Annotated in this window: 17 protein-coding genes; 13 read left to right on the forward strand and 4 right to left on the reverse strand. The window is 71.3% G+C overall.

Translation table 11 applies throughout. The features are described 5' to 3' along the window. Positions 1-149: 149 nt before the first annotated feature. The 4 genes from secG (at position 150) to MTQ01_RS10750 (ending at position 4,016) form a co-directional block, all read left to right on the forward strand. Positions 150-377 (forward strand): preprotein translocase subunit SecG, encoded by a 228-nt coding sequence (gene secG / locus MTQ01_RS10735; protein WP_211038887.1) that lies wholly within the window; start codon positions 150-152, stop codon positions 375-377. Between the two features lie 225 nt (positions 378-602). After that, entirely contained in the window at positions 603-938 is a 336-nt protein-coding gene (locus MTQ01_RS10740) for an RNA polymerase-binding protein RbpA (protein ID WP_308294382.1), read from the forward strand. A gap of 201 nt (positions 939-1,139) precedes the next feature. Continuing rightward, positions 1,140-2,798, forward strand: coding sequence for a glucose-6-phosphate isomerase (pgi, locus tag MTQ01_RS10745; protein WP_247488966.1), 1,659 nt, complete (start codon positions 1,140-1,142; stop codon positions 2,796-2,798). Between the two features lie 228 nt (positions 2,799-3,026). Then, complete coding sequence (locus tag MTQ01_RS10750; protein WP_247489222.1) at positions 3,027-4,016, forward strand: heme A synthase; 990 nt, start codon at positions 3,027-3,029, stop codon at positions 4,014-4,016. 81 nt (positions 4,017-4,097) lie between these two features. Here the strand turns inward: MTQ01_RS10750 and MTQ01_RS10755 are convergent, their stop codons facing one another. Together MTQ01_RS10755 and MTQ01_RS10760 are read right to left on the reverse strand one after the other, a co-directional pair. Further along, positions 4,098-4,457 (reverse strand): hypothetical protein, encoded by a 360-nt coding sequence (locus tag MTQ01_RS10755; RefSeq protein ID WP_247488968.1) that lies wholly within the window; start codon positions 4,455-4,457, stop codon positions 4,098-4,100. 232 nt (positions 4,458-4,689) lie between these two features. Beyond that, positions 4,690-5,643, reverse strand: a complete 954-nt coding sequence (locus MTQ01_RS10760; RefSeq protein WP_247488969.1) for a heme o synthase — start codon at positions 5,641-5,643, stop codon at positions 4,690-4,692. A 673-nt stretch (positions 5,644-6,316) separates the two neighbouring features. Here MTQ01_RS10760 and tkt point away from each other — a divergent pair. From tkt to pgl, 5 genes are read left to right on the forward strand one after another with little or no spacing between them, the layout of a single operon-like run. Further along, on the forward strand, positions 6,317-8,413 hold the full coding sequence (gene tkt, locus MTQ01_RS10765; RefSeq protein WP_247488970.1) for a transketolase: 2,097 nt from the start codon (positions 6,317-6,319) through the stop codon (positions 8,411-8,413). A 34-nt stretch (positions 8,414-8,447) separates the two neighbouring features. Next, positions 8,448-9,566, forward strand: a complete 1,119-nt coding sequence (gene tal / locus MTQ01_RS10770) for a transaldolase (protein WP_247488972.1) — start codon at positions 8,448-8,450, stop codon at positions 9,564-9,566. A 5-nt stretch (positions 9,567-9,571) separates the two neighbouring features. Then, a complete protein-coding gene (gene zwf / locus MTQ01_RS10775; protein WP_247488974.1) occupies positions 9,572-11,113 on the forward strand; it encodes a glucose-6-phosphate dehydrogenase in 1,542 nt (513 codons plus the stop codon). Next, entirely contained in the window at positions 11,110-12,288 is a 1,179-nt protein-coding gene (gene opcA / locus MTQ01_RS10780) for a glucose-6-phosphate dehydrogenase assembly protein OpcA (RefSeq protein ID WP_247488976.1), read from the forward strand. Before zwf ends, opcA begins: the two co-directional genes overlap by 4 nt. Then, the gene (gene pgl, locus MTQ01_RS10785; RefSeq protein ID WP_247488978.1) at positions 12,285-13,070 is read left to right on the forward strand and encodes a 6-phosphogluconolactonase; all 786 of its coding nucleotides are present in this window, start codon (positions 12,285-12,287) and stop codon (positions 13,068-13,070) included. Before opcA ends, pgl begins: the two co-directional genes overlap by 4 nt. Before the next feature lie 221 nt (positions 13,071-13,291). Here pgl and MTQ01_RS10790 read toward each other — a convergent pair whose 3' ends face one another. Both MTQ01_RS10790 and MTQ01_RS10795 read right to left on the reverse strand, forming a co-directional pair. Then, on the reverse strand, positions 13,292-14,017 hold the full coding sequence (locus tag MTQ01_RS10790) for an ABC transporter permease (RefSeq protein WP_247489224.1): 726 nt from the start codon (positions 14,015-14,017) through the stop codon (positions 13,292-13,294). Between the two features lie 56 nt (positions 14,018-14,073). Further along, positions 14,074-15,000 carry an ABC transporter ATP-binding protein gene (locus tag MTQ01_RS10795; RefSeq protein WP_247488980.1) on the reverse strand — a complete coding sequence of 309 codons (927 nt, stop codon included), beginning with the start codon at positions 14,998-15,000 and terminating at the stop codon, positions 14,074-14,076. Positions 15,001-15,180: 180 nt separating this feature from the next. On the opposite strand from MTQ01_RS10795, the gene MTQ01_RS10800 reads away from it, so the two are divergent. From MTQ01_RS10800 to MTQ01_RS10815, 4 genes are all read left to right on the forward strand, one after another. Then, positions 15,181-15,990, forward strand: coding sequence for a helix-turn-helix transcriptional regulator (locus MTQ01_RS10800; RefSeq protein ID WP_374207687.1), 810 nt, complete (start codon positions 15,181-15,183; stop codon positions 15,988-15,990). Further along, positions 15,987-17,408, forward strand: a complete 1,422-nt coding sequence (sufB, locus tag MTQ01_RS10805; protein WP_247488982.1) for a Fe-S cluster assembly protein SufB — start codon at positions 15,987-15,989, stop codon at positions 17,406-17,408. The genes MTQ01_RS10800 and sufB overlap by 4 nt, the downstream gene beginning before the upstream one ends. A 76-nt stretch (positions 17,409-17,484) precedes the next feature. Next, a complete protein-coding gene (gene sufD, locus MTQ01_RS10810) occupies positions 17,485-18,666 on the forward strand; it encodes a Fe-S cluster assembly protein SufD (protein WP_211038816.1) in 1,182 nt (393 codons plus the stop codon). Next, complete coding sequence (locus MTQ01_RS10815) at positions 18,663-18,995, forward strand: non-heme iron oxygenase ferredoxin subunit (RefSeq protein ID WP_247488984.1); 333 nt, start codon at positions 18,663-18,665, stop codon at positions 18,993-18,995. The genes sufD and MTQ01_RS10815 overlap by 4 nt, the downstream gene beginning before the upstream one ends. Positions 18,996-18,997 lie beyond the last annotated feature (2 nt).

Below are 18,997 nucleotides of genomic sequence, written 5' to 3' on the forward strand. Positions count from 1 at the left end.
CGAAGCGGCGGCGGCCCGGGAAGAACCGGGCCGCTAGGCTCAGCGGTCCCACCCGTCGTACCCTGTCGGGGCCGGGCCCCGCGCCCGGCCCCGATTGATCTGTCCGTACGTCTTCTGTGAAGCCCGAGAGAGTTGGTCCAGCCGTGGAATTGGGTCTGTCGATCGCCCTGCTTATCTTCAGTGGCTTGCTGGTGCTGCTGGTCCTCATGCACAAGGGGAAGGGCGGCGGGCTCTCCGACATGTTCGGCGGTGGCATGCAGTCCTCCGTCGGCGGCTCCTCGGTCGCCGAGCGGAACCTCGACCGCATCACCATCGTGGTCGCCCTGGTGTGGGCCGCCATCATCGTGGCGCTCGGCATCATGATGAAGAGCAACTGAGCCTGCACACTGTCGGATTCGAGTCGGTGGGCCCCGTTCTGCCTCCTTCGTCCTGATGGCGAATTCATCCCTCCGGTTGCGGAATCGGGCCTGCTAAGCTCTGTGGCGTGCCTCACGGCACCGGGCAGTGCCTGTCCGTCGCGCGGTCGCCCGCACGGTGAGCGAGTGGCCGGTGAGAAGCCCCCGCCGAGCGGGGGAGGAGTCACGAGGCAGGGAGTTACGACCGTGGCAGGTGGCAACGCGATCCGTGGCAGCCGAGTGGGCGCCGGACCGATGGGCGAGGCCGAGCGCGGCGATGCGGCGCCCAGGCTGAGAATCTCCTTCTGGTGCTCCAACGGGCATGAGACACAGCCGAGTTTCGCCGGTGACGCACAGGTCCCCGAGACGTGGGACTGCCCGCGGTGCGGTTTCCCCGCGGGCAAGGACCAGGACAATCCGCCGGACCCGCCGCGCACCGAGCCGTACAAGACGCACCTCGCCTACGTGCGGGAGCGTCGCACCGACGCCGACGGCGAGGCCATCCTCGCCGAGGCCCTCGCGAAGCTCCGCGGCGAGGTCTGACCCCGCGGCGACCTCGAACTCCCCGCCCCCGTGCGGGAGTCGTGCGCGGCGTGCGCGCCGGATGGCCGCGCGACGGCGCCCCGGCGAACCCCTGTTGAACACCCCGGCCGTGCCTCCCCTCGGGAGTGCGCGGCCGGGGTCGTTCTCCATTAGGTTGGGCCGCGGCGGGGTACGCACACGAGGAATGAGCTGGATTCTCTGATGAACGCACACGACGCGGCCGACCGCGAGCGGCTCGACCGGCTGCCGGAGTGGGCCGCACTGGCAGACCACCGTGCGGTGCTGGGCGAGGTGGGGCTGCGGGAGCTCTTCGCGACCGATCCGCATCGCGCCGACCGACTCTCGTTGGAGGTCGGGGACCTCCATCTCGACTACTCCAAGCACCTGGTCACCGACGAGACGCTGCGGCGGCTGACCGCGCTGGCGGACGCCACCGGCGTCGCCGGGCTGCGCGACGCGATGTTCCGCGGCGAGCGGATCAACAACACGGAGAACCGCGCGGTGCTGCACACCGCCCTGCGCGCCCCGCGCGGCGAGGTCGTCGAGGTGGACGGCGTCGACGTCGTACCCGCCGTCCACCAAGTCCTGGACCGGATGGCCGAGTTCGCCGACCGGGTGCGGTCGGGGGAGTGGACCGGCCACACCGGGCAGCGCATCCGCACCGTGGTCAACATCGGCATCGGGGGCTCGGACCTCGGCCCGGCCATGGCGCAGGAGGTGCTGCGCCCCTACAGCGCACGCGAGTTGGACTTCCGCTTCGTCTCCAACGTGGACGGCGCGGACCTGCACGAGGCCGTACGCGATCTGGACCCCGCGCGGACGCTGTTCATCGTCGCCTCCAAGACCTTCACCACCATCGAGACCATCACCAACGCCAAGGCGGCGCGCCGCTGGCTGCTCGACGGGCTCGGAGCCGGCGAGGAGGCGGTGGCCCGGCACTTCGTCGCGGTGTCGACCAACGCCGAGCAGGTGTCGGACTTCGGCATCGACACGGCCAACATGTTCGAGTTCTGGGACTGGGTCGGCGGACGCTACTCCTACGACTCCGCGATCGGCCTGTCGCTGATGGTGGCGATCGGACCCACCCGGTTCCGGGAGATGCTCGACGGCTTCCGGCTGATGGACGAGCACTTCCGCACCGCGCCGCCCGCCCGCAACGCGCCGATGCTGCTGGCCCTGCTGGGAGTCTGGTACGGCGGGTTCTTCGACGCGCACGCGCACGCGGTGCTGCCCTACTCGCACTACCTCTCGCGGTTCACCGCGTACCTCCAGCAGCTGGACATGGAGTCCAACGGCAAGCGCGTCGACCGGGAGGGCCGGCCCGTCGACTGGCACACCGGCCCCGTGGTGTGGGGCACCCCGGGCACCAACGGCCAGCACGCGTACTTCCAACTGCTGCACCAGGGCACCCGGTTGATCCCCGCGGATCTGATCGGCTTCGCCGAGCCGGTCGAGGAGCTGGGCGCCCTGCGCGACCAGCACGATCTGCTGATGGCCAACCTCTTCGCCCAGGGCCAGGCGCTCGCCTTCGGCAAGACGGCCGAGGAGGTGCGCGCCGAGGGGGTGCCGCAGGAGCTGGTGCCGCACCGCACCTTCCCGGGCAACCGGCCGACCACCACGGTGCTCGCGGGCAGTCTCACCCCGTCCGTGCTCGGCCAGCTGGTCGCGCTCTACGAGCACAAGGTGTTCGTGCAGGGTGCGATCTGGGGCATCGACTCCTTCGACCAGTGGGGCGTGGAGCTCGGCAAGGTGCTGGCCAAGCGGCTTGAGCCCGCCCTGACCGAAGGCGACCGGGTGGCGGGCCTGGACTCCTCCACCAGCGCACTGGTGGAGCGCTACCGGAAGTTCCGCGGACGCTGACCGCACGGGTCGGCAGCCCGTCCGGCCGCCACCGGACCGGACGGGCTCGCCGTTCCCCGGGCACCCCGATTCGGGCCCCGGCTCCCGGCCCCGCCGGAGCGTGCGCCGCCCGGGGGCCGTTTCGGACGTGCGGCCCGTCACGCGCCTTCGGTGCGTGGTGGGCACACCGTCGGGGACCCCTCGTGAAAGCGTGCACAAGCGTGGTCCTACGATGGGCCCGTGTCGAAGATGTCTGCTCTGGTACGCAACCCGCTCGCGTACATCGCCGCGCGTTGGACCCCCTCCCCGCGCATTCTCGCGCGGGCCGCCCTCGCCGCCGTGGTGATGAGCGTGGTGATCGTGGTGACCGGCGGCGCGGTGCGTCTGACCGGTTCCGGGCTCGGCTGCGACACCTGGCCCAAGTGCACCGACGACAGCCTCTTCGCAACCCAGGAGATGGGTCTGCACGGGGCGATCGAGTTCGGCAACCGGATGCTCACCTACGTGCTCTGCGCGGCCGTCGGCTGGGCGATCATCGCGGCGCGCAGCGTCAAACCACGCCGTACCGGCCTGACCCGCCTCGCCTGGGCGCAGTTCTGGATCGTGATGGCGAACGCGGTCGTCGGCGGCGTCACGGTGCTGACCGGCCTCAACCCGTACACCGTCGCCGGCCACTTCCTCCTCGCCACCTCACTGATCACGGTGACGCTGGTGACCTGGGAGCGGGCGCGCGAGGGCGACGAGCCGCCGCGTCCGCTGGTCGGCCCGCGGGTGCGGCAGCTGGCCGTCGCAATGACGGCGGCGGCGGTGGCGCTGATCGTGGTGGGCACGGTGGTCACCGGTGCCGGGCAGCACGCGGGGGACAGCAGCGACGTACCGCGCATCCCCGTCGACTGGGAGCTGATCACCCGGATCCACTCGGCGTTCGCCTGGCTGGTGGTGGCGCTGGCGGTCGCGCTGTGGGTGCTGCTGCGCGTGGTCGACGCGCCGCGCGGCCCGCGGGCCCGTGTCACGGAGCTGCTGGTGGTCCTCGCCTCCCAGGTCCTGGTGGGCTACGCGCAGTACTTCCTGGACTCCCCGGAGCTGCTGGTCGGCATCCATCTGCTCGGCTCGACCCTGGTGTGGATCGCGGTGGTGCGCGTACTGGTCTCGCTCCGCGAGCGCGGTGCGGCCCCGGTGCCGCCCACCGCCGACCTTCCGGCGGACCGGGCGTCGGAGCCGGAGCCGGCCTCGGCGTGAGCCGCCGCTGAAGCACGTGCAAGGGGCGTGTCCGCCGGAGATCCGGCAGGCACGCCCCTTGCACGTACTCGGTTCCGGCGCTCAGCCGTTGTCGGGGCCGCCGATCTGCATCCCGGCCATCCGCGACCACTCGTACGGGCCGGTCCGCACCCGGGCGGCGAAGGCGCCGTCGAAGTCCTTGTGGACGGTGATGCCGGCGCGCTCCACGGCCTGTACGGCGATCTCGTGGCTGGTGGCCACCAGATCGCCCCACTCGCCGTTCTCGCCGACCAGGACGATGCGGGCGCCCCGCTGGCCGAGGTAGGCGACCTGTCCTTCCGCGCTGCCGCCGTGACTCCTGGCGAACGCGTCGATCTGCTTGGCCAGTCGGGCCGCCTGGCGATCCGCCTTGGTACGGCTCGCGCGGCTCCCGCTCTCGTCAGCCTGCTTCGTCTCTGCCATGCGCTGATGCTACCCGTGGGTAGATCATCCGGCGACGTGCCTGCGGGTGGTTTGCGCCACTCCCTCCTGCGGACAGCGGCCTCGGCGCGACGGGACGACACGGACTCCGGCGGACGAGCGCGGGCGGGTGGAGCGTGCCCCTCGCCGTTCGGGCGGGACGCGAACGGCCCCCCGCCCGAAAGGCGAGGGGCCGTGGCGTCGGCGGAGCCGGAAGCCGCGAAGGGCCGACGGATCAGCGCACGAAAGGATCGATCGCCACCGCGACGAAGATCAGCGAGACATAGGTGATCGACCAGTGGAAGAGGCGCATCTCCTTGAGCTTGGCGCCCGCTGCCCCGGCCTTCGCCCTGTTCTGCAAGGCGTGTGCCTCCCAGAGCCACCAACCGCCCGCGGCCAGCGCGACGGCGGTGTAGAACCAGCCCACGTAGCCCAGCGGCCACAGGGTCAGCGACACCGCGACCATGACCCAGCTGTAGAGGACGATCTGCCGGGCGACCACGCGGTTGGAGGCGATGACCGGCAGCATCGGGACGCCCACGCGGGCGTAGTCCTCCTTGACCTTCATCGACAGCGGCCAGTAGTGCGGCGGCGTCCAGAAGAAGATGACCATGAAGAGGACCACGGCGGCCCAGCTGACCTCGTTGGTGACCGAGGACCAGCCGATCAGCACCGGCATGCAGCCGGCGATCCCGCCCCAGATGATGTTCTGCGAGGTGCGGCGCTTGAGCAGCATCGTGTAGACGAGCACGTAGAACAGCAGCGCGCCGAGCGCGAGCGCGGCGGAGAGCCAGTTGACCAGCAGACCGAACCACAGGGTGGACACGACCGCGAGGGTCAGTCCGAAGACCAGACCCTGGCGGGGCGTCAGCACCCCGGTGACCAGCGGCCGCTGGGCGGTCCTGGACATGAGCGCGTCGATGTCGCGGTCGATGTACATGTTGAGCGCGTTGGCGCCGCCGGCGGAGAGATACCCGCCGACGCAGGTCACCAGAACCAGCCACAGGTCGGGCACACCCTGCGCCGCCAGGAACATCACCGGGACCGTGGTGATGAGCAGCAGCTCGATGATGCGGGGCTTGGTGAGCGCGACGTACGCCTTGACCTTTGCCATCAGTGAGGGCCGGTGGGCCGCTGGTGCCGGCCCCGCAGCGATCACTCCCGCGGGACGGGATTCGACGTCCGTCACGAACACCCCTGAATCAAGTGACATCCGCGGCAGGCGCCGCGAGAAACCGTCGAGCACCAGGGGGTTCCGTCCCCGCAGGGCTCGCGCATACCACGCCACTTTAGACGTACGCCATACCCGACTCGGCGCCGGGGTGGTCGGGTTGGCGCTTCCGCGCACACCGCCCGGGGCGCCGCGCGGCCTCGTCCGTCGGCAGGACCGCGCGCCGCACGGCCCGGTGCCGACCCCGTACACCGACCGGTGCGGGCGGGGGTGCGCACGGCGTTGCGTACGGCGGCGCGGACGGTCGCCGCCGAAGGGGACGGAAGGATGCCGGAGGACCCTGCCGGGCGCCGCCGGCGGAGTGCGTCCCGGCCCGGTGCCCGCTCCCGCCCGTCCTTCGTCCTCCCGTTCTCTCGCGCTCGAACGCTGTTCCCACCGCGCAGGTGCGCCGGGGAATTCGTACACGATCGAGCGTCGGGGCCGGGGGAGCGGAGTCCGCCGCACCCGGTGACGGTGTCGCCGACCGCGCCCGGATCGCCGCGCAGAGCGGCCCGAACGGCGTGCTCAGCACGCCCGTACCACGGTACGAACGCCGGGAACCGCCGCCCCGGCGCGGGGGTAGGCTCGAGTGCGCCGGGTGAAGGAGAAGGCCGCCGGCTTTTCGTTTGTGTGAGAGGAGCCCTGAGCCAGGGTGAGCATCAAGCCGACCATCACAGAGACCGAGTCGGACGCGCAGGCGTTCGAGTGGACCGAATTGGACCAGCGCGCCGTCGACACCGCCCGGATCCTGGCGATGGACGCCGTGCAGAAGGTGGGCAACGGACACCCCGGCACCGCGATGAGTCTCGCGCCCGCCGCGCACGTCCTCTTCCAGAAGGTCATGCGCCACGACCCGGCGGTGGCCGACTGGACCGGCCGCGACCGGTTCGTGCTGTCCGTCGGCCACTCCAGCCTCACCCTCTACATCCAGCTCTACCTCGCCGGTTACGGCCTGGAGCTGGAGGACCTCAAGTCCTTCCGCACCTGGGACAGCAAGACCCCGGGCCACCCGGAGGTCGGTCACACCACCGGAGTGGAGACGACCACCGGCCCGCTCGGCCAGGGCATCGGCAACGCCGTCGGCATGGCCATGGCCGCACGCTACGAGCGCGGGCTCTTCGACCCGGAGACCGCCGAGGGCGAGTCCCCCTTCGACCACACCATCTGGGTGTTCGCCGGCGACGGCTGCCTCCAGGAGGGCGTGGCCGCCGAAGCGTCCTCGCTCGCCGGCCACCAGAAGCTCGGCAACCTCGTCATGCTCTGGGACGACAACCACATCTCCATCGAGGGTGACACCGAGACCGCCGTCTCCGAGGACACCCTCGCCCGCTACGAGGCGTACGGCTGGCACGTCCAGCGCGTCGAGCAGCAGGAGAACGGCGACCTCGACCCCGAGGGCCTCTACCGCGCACTGGTCGCGGCACGGGCCGAAACGGGCCGCCCCTCGCTGATCGCCGCTCGCTCGATCATCGCCTGGCCGGCGCCGAACGCGCAGAACACCGAGGCCGCGCACGGCTCGGCACTCGGCGCCGAGGAGGTCGCCGAGACCAAGCGCGTCCTCGGCTTCGACCCGGAGCAGAGCTTCCAGGTGGACGACGCCGTCATCGCCCACACCCGCGCCGCGCTCGACCGCGGGCGCGAGGCGCGCGAGGCGTGGGAGAAGGAGCTCGCTGCCTGGCGCGGCGCCAACGCCGTGCGCGCCGCCGAGTTCGACCGGATCAGCGCCGGCGAGCTGCCGCAGGGCTGGGAGGAGCAGCTCCCCTCCTTCGAGGCAGGCAAGGACGTCGCCACCCGCAAGGCGAGCGGTGCGGTGCTCAAGGCGCTCGGCCCGGTGCTGCCCGAGCTGTGGGGCGGCTCCGCCGACCTCGCGGGCTCCAACAACACCACCATCGAGAACACTTCGTTCCTCCCGGCGGGCAACAGCCTGCCCGAGGCCGACCCGTACGGCCGCACCGTCCACTACGGCATCCGCGAGCACGCCATGGGCTCGGTGATGAACGGCGTCGCCCTGCACGGCAACACCCGGATCTACGGCGGCACCTTCCTGGTGTTCTCCGACTACATGCGCCCCGCGGTGCGGCTCGCCGCGCTGATGCGCACCCCGGTCACCTACGTGTGGACGCACGACTCCATCGGCCTCGGCGAGGACGGCCCCACCCACCAGCCGGTGGAGCACCTCTCCGCGCTCCGCACCATCCCCGGCCTGAACGTCGTACGCCCCGCCGACGCCAACGAGACGGCCACCGTCTGGGCCGAGATCCTGCGTCGGCACTCCGACCGGCCGGCTCCGCACGGCATCGCGCTCACCCGGCAGAACGTCCCGACCTACGAGGCCAACCCCGAGGCCGCCAGGGGCGGTTACGTGCTGCGCGAGGCCGTCGACGGCGATCCGCAGGTGGTGCTGCTGGCGACCGGCTCCGAGGTGCAGCTCGCGGTGGAGGCCCGGGAGGAGCTGGAGGCGGCCGGCGTGCCGACCCGGGTCGTCTCGGTGCCCTGCATGGAATGGTTCCAGGAGCAGGACCAGCAGTGGCGCGACTCCGTGCTGCCGCCCTCGGTCCGGGCCAGGGTCGCGGTCGAGGCCGGCGTCGGGCAGAGCTGGTACCGCTACCTGGGCGACGCCGGTCGGCTCGTCTCGCTGGAGCACTTCGGTGCTTCGGCCGACTACCTGAAACTGTTCGAGGAGTTCGGGCTCACCTCGCAGGCGGTCGTCGCCGCGGCCCGGGAATCACTCGCCGCCGCTCGGCGCTGACGCACACACACGCTACGTAGGAGATGCATTACCCATGACAGACGCACTGGGCCGCCTCTCGGAGGAAGGCGTCGCGATCTGGCTCGACGACCTGTCGCGCGAGCGCATCACGTCGGGCAACCTCGCCGAGCTCATCGACCAGAAGAACGTCGTCGGCGTCACCACCAACCCGGCGATCTTCCAGAAGGCGATCTCGGCCGGTGAGGGGTACGAGCAGCAGCTGACCGATCTGGCCGTGCGCCGGGTCGGCACGGAGGAAGCCGTACGGATGGTGACGACCGCCGATGTGCGCGACGCCGCCGACATCCTGCGCCCGGTCCACGAGGCGACCGGCGGCCGGGACGGCCGGGTCTCCATCGAGGTCGACCCCCGCCTGGCGCACAACACCGCCGCCACGGTCGCCGAGGCCCGCCAGCTCGCCTGGCTGGTGGACCGTCCGAACACGCTGATCAAGATCCCCGCCACCAGGGCCGGCCTGCCCGCGATCACCGAGGTGATCGCCAACGGCATCAGCGTCAACGTCACGCTGATCTTCTCGCTGGAGCGCTACCGCGAGGTGATGGACGCCTACCTCTCGGGTCTGGAGAAGGCCGACGCCAAGGGCCTGGACGTCTCCCAGATCCACTCGGTCGCCTCCTTCTTCGTCTCCCGGGTCGACACCGAGATCGACCGGCGGCTCGACGAGCTGGGCACCGAGGAGGCCAAGTCGCTGCGCGGCAAGGCCGCCCTCGCCAACGCCCGCCTCGCCCACCAAGCGTTCGAGGAGGTCCTCGACTCGCCGCGCTGGCAGGCGCTCGCCACCAAGAACGCCAACGCCCAGCGTCCGCTGTGGGCGTCCACGGGCGTGAAGGACCCGGCGTACCCGGACACCCTCTACGTCACGGAGCTGGTCGTGCGCGGCACGGTCAACACCATGCCGGAGGCCACCCTGGAGGCGACCGAGGACCACGGCGAGATCACCGGCGACACCGTGCACGGCACCTACGAGCAGTCCCGGGCCGACCTGGACGCTCTGGAGAAGCTGGGCATCTCCTACGACGAGGTGGTCCAGCTGCTGGAGGACCAGGCCGTCGCGAAGTTCGAGGAGCCGTGGAACAGCCTCCTGGCCTCCACAGAGAAGGAACTCAACCGCCTCGCCCCCGAGGAGCGCTGACACAGTTGAGCGGCGAATCCGGCGTCGACGACGCCAACCCGCTGCGTGACGCCCAGGACCGACGGCTCCCGCGCATCGCGGGGCCGTCGGGCCTGGTGATCTTCGGCGTCACCGGTGATCTCTCCCGCAAGAAGCTGATGCCCGCGGTCTACGACCTGGCCAACCGCGGGCTTCTCCCACCGGGCTTCTCCCTCGTCGGGTTCGCCCGCCGGGACTGGGAGCACGAGGACTTCGCCGAGGTCGTGCGCGAAGCGGTCGAGGAGCACGCCCGCACGCCCTTCCGGGCGGAGGTCTGGGAGCAGCTGGCCCAGGGGATGCGCTTCGTCCCGGGCGTCTTCGACGACGACGAGGCGTTCGACCGGCTGCGCGACACCATCGAGGCTCTGGACAAGGAGCGCGGCACCGGGGGGAACTTCGCGTTCTACCTCTCCGTGCCGCCCAAGTTCTTCCCCACCGTCGTGCAGCAGCTCAAGAAGCACGGCCTCTCGGACGCGCCCGAGGGCTCCTGGCGCAGAGCCGTGGTCGAGAAGCCCTTCGGCCACGACCTCAAGAGCGCCCAGGAGCTGAACCAGGTCGTCTACGGCGTCTTCCGCGCCAGCCAGGTCTTCCGGATCGACCACTACCTGGGCAAGGAGACCGTCCAGAACATCCTGGCGCTGCGGTTCGCCAACACGATGTTCGAGCCCCTGTGGAACAGGTCCTACGTGGACCATGTGCAGATCACCATGGCCGAGGACATCGGCATCGGCGGTCGGGCCGGTTACTACGACGGCATCGGCTCCGCCCGGGACGTCATCCAGAACCACCTGCTCCAGCTGCTCGCCCTGACCGCGATGGAGGAGCCGTCCTCCTTCGACGCCAAGGCGCTGCTCCTGGAGAAGCTGAAGGTGCTGCGCGCCGTGCGGCTGCCGGAGGACCTGGGCCGCCACACCGTGCGCGGCCAGTACACCGCGGGCTGGCAGGGCGGCGAGAAGGTGCCCGGCTACCTCGACGAGGACGGCATCGACCCGCGTTCCAAGACCGACACCTTCGCCGCGATCAAGCTGGAGATCGACAACCGCCGCTGGGCGGGCGTGCCGTTCTATCTGCGCACCGGCAAGCGGCTCGGCAGGCGGGTCACCGAGATCGCGGTGGTCTTCCAGCGAGCCCCGTACTCGCCCTTCAACGCCACCGACACCCAGGAGCTGGGCCAGAACGCACTGGTCATCCGGGTGCAGCCGGACGAGGGCGTGACGATCCGCTTCGGCTCCAAGGTGCCCGGCACCTCCATGGAGATCCGCGACGTCACCATGGACTTCGCGTACGGAGAGTCCTTCACCGAGTCCAGTCCCGAGGCGTACGAGCGGCTGATCCTGGACGTGCTGCTCGGCGACTCCAACCTCTTCCCGCGCCACCAGGAGGTCGAGAGGTCCTGGGAGATCCTCGACCCGGTCGAGGAGTACTGGGACACCCACGGCAGGCCGGAGCCGTACGTGGCGGGGACCTGGGGGCCGAAGGCCGCCGACGAGATGCTCGCGCGCGACGGTAGGAGCTGGCGCCGGCCATGAACACCAATCTCACCGACACCACATCGAGCCAGATCAACGCGGCTCTGGTGCGGACCCGCCGTGCCGCCGGCTTCCCAGCCGTCGGCATGGTGCTCACGCTGGTCATCGTGACCGACGAGGGCAACCACTACGACGCGCTGCGGGCGGCGAGCGACGCGTCCAAGGAGCACCCCTCCCGGATCCTCGTGGTGATCCGCCGGCCCGGTCGCTCACCGCGTGCCCGTGCCCGCGCCCAGCTCGACGCCGAGGTGCGGATGGGCGGCGAGACCGGCACCGGCGAGACCGTACTGCTGCGCCTGCACGGCGAGTTGGCCGCGCACGCCTACAGCGTGGTGCTGCCGCTGCTGCTGCCCGACGCCCCCGTGGTCGTCTGGTGGCCGGAGGACGCCCCAGTCAATCCGGCCGAGGATCTGCTCGGCACGCTCGCCCAGCGCCGCATCACCGACGCGGCGGCCAGCGAGGACCCGGTCGCCGCCCTGGAGACGCGCGCCAAGTCCTACGCCCCGGGCGACACCGACCTGGCGTGGACCAGGGTGACGCCCTGGCGCAGCGTGCTCGCCGCGGCGCTGGACCAGAAGCACGGCCCGATCAGCGAGGCCGTCGTGGAGGGCGAGGCGTACAACCCCAGCACCGAGCTGCTGGCTCTCTGGCTCGCCGCGAGGCTCGGGGTGCCGGTGGACCGGGTGGTGTCCGAGGGTCCGGGCATCACCGCGGTGCGGCTGGGCACACCGGAGGGTCAGATCTGCCTGGACCGGCCGGACGAGCGGCTCGCCGAGCTCGCCGTCCCCGGCCAGCCGGACCGCCACGTCGCCCTGCACCGGCGTACGACGGCGGAGTTGATCGCCGAGGAGCTGCGCAGGCTCGATCCGGACGAGACGTACCAGGAGGCGCTCTGCTTCGGCCTCGACCGGTTGGGCCCCGCCGCGTCGGCGCCCGGGACCGGCTCGCAGACCGGGTCCGGTGATACGCAGACCGGGGCCGGCACGCCGACCGGGACGGGCTCGCGGACCGGGTCCGGCGATACGCAGTCCGAGTCCGGGGCCGGCGGGCAGGAGCGCGTCGAGAGCCGGGCCGAGCTCTCTGCCGAGAGCAGCGGGAAGAGCGGCGCGGCCGGAAGCGGGCGCGCGAAGTCGGCCGGCGCGGCGGGGCGCGGGCGGAAGGAGGCAGGCTCATGACCGGCAGGCCCGAGCCCCAGGTGGTCGTCCATCCCTCCAAGGAGGACATGGCCGCCACTACCGCGGCCCGACTGGCGACCACGCTCGTGACGGCGCAGCGCGAGCGCGGCACCGCCTCGGTCGTCCTGACCGGCGGTCGCAACGGGAACGGCGTGCTCGCCGCGCTCGCCGCCTCACCGGGCAGGGACGCGGTCGACTGGTCGCGGCTGGATCTGTGGTGGGGCGACGAGCGCTATCTGCCCTCGGGCGACCCCGACCGCAACGACACCCAGGCCCGTGCCGCCCTGCTGGACAGCGTGCCGCTGGATCCCGCGCGAGTGCACTCGATGCCGGGTCCGGACGGCCCGCACGGTACGGACGTCGAGTCGGCCGCCGCCGCGTACGCCGCGGAGCTGGCCGAGGCGGCACCGGCCGGTCTGGCGGCACCCGGCTTCGACGTGCTGCTGCTGGGCGTCGGGCCCGATGCGCACATCGCCTCGCTCTTCCCCGAGTCGCCCGCGGTGCGGGAGGCCGAGCGGATCGCGGTGGGCGTGCGCGGCGCGCCCAAGCCGCCGCCGACCCGGATCTCCCTGACACTGCCGGCCGTTCGCGGCGCCCGGGAGGTGTGGCTGCTGGCGGCCGGTGAGGACAAGGCGGGCGCGGCGGCGCTCAGCCTCTCCGGAGCGGGCGAGCTCCAGGCGCCGGCGGCCGGTGCGTACGGGCGCGACCGCACCCTGTGGCTGCTGGACCGGGCGGCGGCGCGTGAGTTGCCGGCCGATCTCCGTCCGCCGATCTCCTCCTGACGCGCGCGGCTCCGTTGCCGTGGCGATGCTCCCGAGGGCTCCGGCCCTCGGGAGCACAGCTTTCGGGAGTGCAGTTCTCGGGAGCACAGCTTTCGGCAGCGCAGGGCCTCGGCGGTGAGGATTCCCGAGCCGCGGATTGCGGAGCCGGAGACTCCGGGCGCGGGGGCTTCCTCGGCGGAGCCGAGCGCGAGCAGGGCGGGGCGGTCCGGGCGCCCGACGGGTCACTCCCAGCGGAAGAAGCGGGCCGCCAGGCCCAGCGCGACCACGGCCCATGCGCCCAGTACGCCCAGTTCGGCCCAGGGGAGTGCCGCGCCCTCCTGGAGCACGGACCGCAGTCCCTCGGAGAGGGCGGAGATCGGAAGCAGCTCCAGCACCGTCTGCACGCCCGAGGGGAAGCGGTCGAGCGGTACGACGACGCCGCCGCAGATCAGCAGCAGGACGAAGACCAGGTTCGCCGCGGCCAGGGTGGCTTCGGCCCGCAGCGTTCCGGCCATCAGCAGCCCGAGCCCGGAGAAGGCCGCGGTGCCCGCGAGGAGGAGCAGGAGGACCGCGACCGCGCCGGCCGCTCCACCCGCGGGCGACCAGCCCAGCGCCAGGGCGACGCCGACGAGCAGCGCGACCTGGAGCACCTCGATCACCAGGACCGCACAGGTCTTGGCGCACATCAGGCCCCAGCGAGGCATCGGTGTGGCGGCGAGTCGCTTCAGCACGCCGTACCGCCGCTCGAAGCCGGTGGAGATCGCCTGGCCCGTGAAGGCGGTGGAGAGCACGGCGAGTGCCAGCACTCCGGGGGCGAGGAAGTCGACGCGCTCGCCCTCTCCGGTGTCGACGATGTCGACGGCGCTGAAGAGCACCAGCAGCAGCGTCGGAATGACCACGGTGAGCAGCAGCTGCTCACCGTGGCGCAGCAGCATCCGGGTCTCCAGGGCGGCCTGGGCCGCGACCATGCGCGGCAGCGGTGCGGCGCCGGGGCGCGGGGTCCAGTTGCCGGTCTCGGTGGCGCTCACCCGCGCAGCTCCTTGCCTGTCAGCTCGAGGAAGACGTCCTCCAGCGTGTGCCGTTCGACCGCGATGCGGTCCGGCAGGACTCCGTTCTGGGCGCACCAGGCGGTGACGGTGGCGAGGAGCTGGGGCTCCACCTCGCCGGTGATCAGGTAGCTGCCCGGGGCCGCCTCGGTCGCCTTGCAGTCGGGCGGCAGCGCGGTGAGCAGGGAGTCCAGATCCAGTCCCGGGCGGCCCTCGAAGCGCAGGGTGTTGCGCGCGTTGCCGCGGCACAGCGCCGCTGGCTCGTCGTGGGCGATGACCCGGCCGGCGTCCACGATCGCGACCCGGTCGGCCAGCTCCTCGGCCTCGTCCATGAAGTGGGTGGTCAGCAGGACGCTCACCCCGTCCGCGCGGAGCTCGCGCACCAGCTCCCAGGTCGCGCGCCGTGCCTGGGGGTCCAGGCCGGCGGTGGGTTCGTCGAGGAAGACCAGCTCGGGTCTGCCGACGACGGCCATGGCCAGCGAGAGGCGCTGCTGCTGGCCGCCGGAGAGGCGGCGATAGGGGGTGCGTCCGCAGGAGCCGAGGCCCAGGCGTTCGGCGAGCGCGTCCGCGTCGAGCGGGTGGGCGTGCAGGCTCGCGACGTGCCGCAGCATCTCCATCGCACGGACCCCGGGGTAGATGCCGCCGCTCTGGAGCATCACGCCGATCCGCGGTCGCAGTCGGGCCGCGTCGGCGAGCGGGTCGAGCCCGAGGACCCGTACCCGGCCTTCGTCGGGTCTGCGGTAGCCCTCGCAGATCTCCACGGTGGTGGTCTTCCCGGCGCCGTTCGGGCCGAGCACCGCGGTGACGGTGCCGCGCTCCACGGTCAGGTCGAGACCGTCGACCGCCGTGCTGCGTCCGTACCGCTTCACCAGTCCTGCGACCTCGACAGCCGCGGTTGCGTGCATGCGGTCGAGTCTAGGGAGCGCCCCGGGGCCGGTGCCGGGCGGGGGTTGGGCGGTGTGCGGGGCGCCGGGCCGGGCTGCGTCCGGCATGCCGGGTAAGGCTTGCCTTACGTGATGCACCCCATTCGCACAGGTCACAAGGGCGGCTTGCCGCCGCTCTTTTAATTACGCAACAATGGCGTTGTGAAAAACACGGGTCCTGCTGAGCGCCAGGCGACCGGCCCGGTCGCCGGGGGCGTCGGTGCCGCTTCGGCGCCCGACGAGCAGCACGGCACCCGTAACAGGGTGGCTCGCTCCATCCTCGACCACGGTCCGTCCACCGCGGCGGAGCTGGCCGAGCGGCTGGAGCTGACGCAGGCCGCGGTCCGCCGTCATCTGGACGCTCTGGTGGCCGACCGCATGGTCGAGCCGCGGGCGCAGCGGGTGTACGGCGCTCGGGGGCGGGGCAGGCCGGCCAAGGTCTTCGCGCTCACCGAGAGCGGCCGGGACGCCTTCGACCAGGCCTACGACGAGCTCGCCACCGACGCCATGCGCTGGATCGCGCGCGCCGCCGGCGGCGGCGATCCGGGGCAGGCCGCGGTGGCCGCGTTCGCCAGGGCCTGGGTGGAGTCCCAGGTCGAGCGATACCGCGAGCGGGTCGAGCGGGCCGCACCGCACGAGAGGGCACAGGTGCTGGCCGAGGCGCTCAGCGAGGACGGGTACGCTGCCACCGCGCGCAGTGCGCCCGCTTCCGCCGGTGAGCAGCTCTGTCAGCACCACTGCCCGGTGGCTCACGCCGCGGAGCAGTTCCCGCAGTTGTGCGAGGCGGAGACCGAGATCTTCTCCCACCTGCTCGGGACCCATGTCCAACGTCTGGCCACCATCGCGCACGGCGACGGGGTGTGCACCACCTACGTGCCGCACGCGGCGAGACCGGTCGAGCCACCGCACGAGCCAGAGCAACAGCAGCACGCAACCGCATCCGAAAGCACAGCCGGGAGGAACCCCGTATGACTCTCCCCACGGAGACTGCTCACCCCGAACTGGAGGGGCTGGGCAACTACGAGTACGGCTGGTCCGACTCCGACGCAGCGGGCGCCGCCGCCAAGCGCGGACTGTCCGAGGACGTCGTCCGCGACATCTCGGCGAAGAAGTCCGAGGCGGACTGGATGCTGAAGATGCGGCTCAAGGGCCTGAAGCTCTTCGGCAAGAAGCCGATGCCGAGCTGGGGTTCGGACCTCAGCGGAATCGACTTCGACAACATCAAGTACTTCGTGCGGTCCACGGAGAAGCAGGCCCAGTCCTGGGAGGACCTGCCCGAGGACATCAAGAACACCTACGACAAGCTCGGCATCCCCGAGGCGGAGAAGCAGCGCCTGGTCGCCGGCGTCGCCGCCCAGTACGAGTCCGAGGTCGTCTACCACCAGATCCGCGAGGACCTGGAGGCCCAGGGCGTTCTCTTCCTGGACACCGACACCGCGCTCAAGGAGCACCCGGAGCTCTTCCAGGAGCACTTCGGCACGGTCATCCCGGCCGGCGACAACAAGTTCGCCGCGCTGAACACCGCGGTGTGGTCGGGCGGTTCGTTCATCTACGTCCCGCCGGGTGTGCACGTCGACATCCCGCTCCAGGCCTACTTCCGGATCAACACCGAGAACATGGGCCAGTTCGAGCGGACGCTGATCATCGTCGACGAGGACGCCTACGTCCACTACGTCGAGGGCTGCACCGCCCCGATCTACGACTCGGACTCGCTGCACTCCGCGGTCGTCGAGATCATCGTCAAGAAGGGCGGCCGCTGCCGCTACACGACCATCCAGAACTGGTCGAACAACGTCTACAACCTGGTCACCAAGCGCGCCGTGGCCTACGAGGGCGCGACCATGGAGTGGGTCGACGGCAACATCGGCTCCAAGGTCACCATGAAGTACCCGGCCATCTACCTGATGGGCGAGCACGCCAAGGGCGAGACCCTCTCGGTCGCCTTCGCGGGCGAGGGCCAGCACCAGGACGCCGGCGCCAAGATGGTGCACATGGCGCCCAACACCTCCTCCAACATCGTCTCCAAGTCGGTGGCGCGGGGCGGTGGCCGCACCTCCTACCGCGGTCTGATCGAGATCGGCGAGGGTGCGTCGGGCTCCAAGTCCAACGTGCTCTGCGACGCACTGCTGGTCGACACCGTCTCCCGCTCCGACACCTACCCCTACGTCGACGTCCGCGAGGACGACGTGACGATGGGCCACGAGGCGACCGTCTCCAAGGTCAGCGACGACCAGCTCTTCTACCTGATGAGCCGGGGCATGGCCGAGGACGAGGCGATGGCGATGATCGTGCGCGGCTTCGTCGAGCCGATCGCCAAGGAGCTGCCCATGGAGTACGCGCTGGAACTCAACCGGCTGATCGAGCTCCAGATGGAGGGCGCGGTCGGCTGACCGGCCCCGCACCGGGCGCCCGGCGCCCAGCCCTCCCCACCGAACCGACAGGCAGAAAGTGAGCACGACGACAGCCATGGCTGAGGCTCAGAACCCACCGGCGGGTGCCAACACCTCCGGATCGATCGCGGTGGCCGGCGAGTCCACCGTCGCCACCCGGATGAGCGCTGCTCCGTCCTTCGACGTGGCGGACTTCCCGGTGCCGCACGGCCGCGAGGAGGAGTGGCGGTTCACTCCGCTGGACCGCCTGAAGGGGCTGCACGACGGCTCCGCCGAGGCCTCCGGCAGCGTCAAGGCCGAGATCTCGGCCCCGGACGAGGTCACCGTCGAGTCGGTCGGCCGCGAGGACGCCCGGCTCGGCCGCGCGGGCGCCCCGATCGACCGGGTCGCCGCGCAGGCGTACAGCTCCTTCGAGCGGGCCACCGTGGTGACCGTGCCGAAGGAGGCGGTGCTGGACGAGCCGATCCGCGTCGGTCTGCACGGCCAGGGCGGCGTGACGTACGGGCACACGGTGTTCGAGCTCAAGCAGTTCGCCGAGGCGGTCATCGTCATCGACCACACCGGTGACACGGTGCGCAGCGCCAACGTCGAGTTCGTACTGGGCGACGGCGCCAAGCTGACCGTCGTGTCCGTGCAGGACTGGGACGACACGGCCGTCCACTGCTCGCAGCACAACGCGCTGGTCGGCCGGGACGCCACCTTCAAGTCCGTGGTGGTCACCTTCGGCGGGGATCTGGTGCGGCTGAACCCGCGCGTCAGCTACACCGGACCCGGCGGCGAGGCCGAGCTGTACGGCCTGTTCTTCACCGACAACGGCCAGCACCAGGAGCACCGTCTGCTGGTGGACCACGACACCCCCAACTGCCGCAGCAACGTCGCCTACAAGGGCGCGCTCCAGGGCGCGGACGCGCACGCGGTGTGGATCGGTGACGTGATCATCCGCAAGGACGCCGCGGGCACCGACACCTACGAGCTGAACCGCAACCTCGTCCTCACCGACGGCGCGCGCGTCGACTCGGTCCCCAACCTGGAGATCGAGACTGGCGAGATCGTCGGCGCGGGCCACGCCTCGGCGACCGGCCGTTTCGAGGACGAGCAGCTGTTCTACCTGATGTCGCGCGGTATCTCCGCGGACGAGGCGCGGCGCCTGGTCGTCCGCGGCTTCTTCGCCGAGCTGGTCCAGCAGATCGGCCTGCCCGATCTCCAGGAGCGGCTCATCGCCAAGATCGACGCCGAGCTGGAGGCGTCGGTCGCATGAGTGCCTTCGTCGAGGCAGCGAAGCTGGCGGAGCTGGAGGAGGACACCCCGAAGCGGGTGGAGATCGACGGCGTGCCGGTCTCGCTGGTGCGCACCGAGGGCGAGGTGTTCGCGATCAACGACATCTGCTCGCACGCGAACGTCTCGCTCTCCGAGGGCGAGGTCGACGACTGCGCCATCGAGTGCTGGCTGCACGGGTCGGCCTTCGACCTGCGCACCGGCAAGCCGTCCGGGCTGCCGGCGACCCAGCCCGTTCCCGTATACCCCGTAAAGATCGAAGGCGAGGGGCCGGCCGCGGCCGTGCTCGTCTCCGTCACCCAGGAGTCCTGAAG

Origin of the sequence: Streptomyces sp. XM4193 (assembly GCF_023072595.1) — a bacterium.
Classification (GTDB): domain Bacteria; phylum Actinomycetota; class Actinomycetes; order Streptomycetales; family Streptomycetaceae; genus Streptomyces.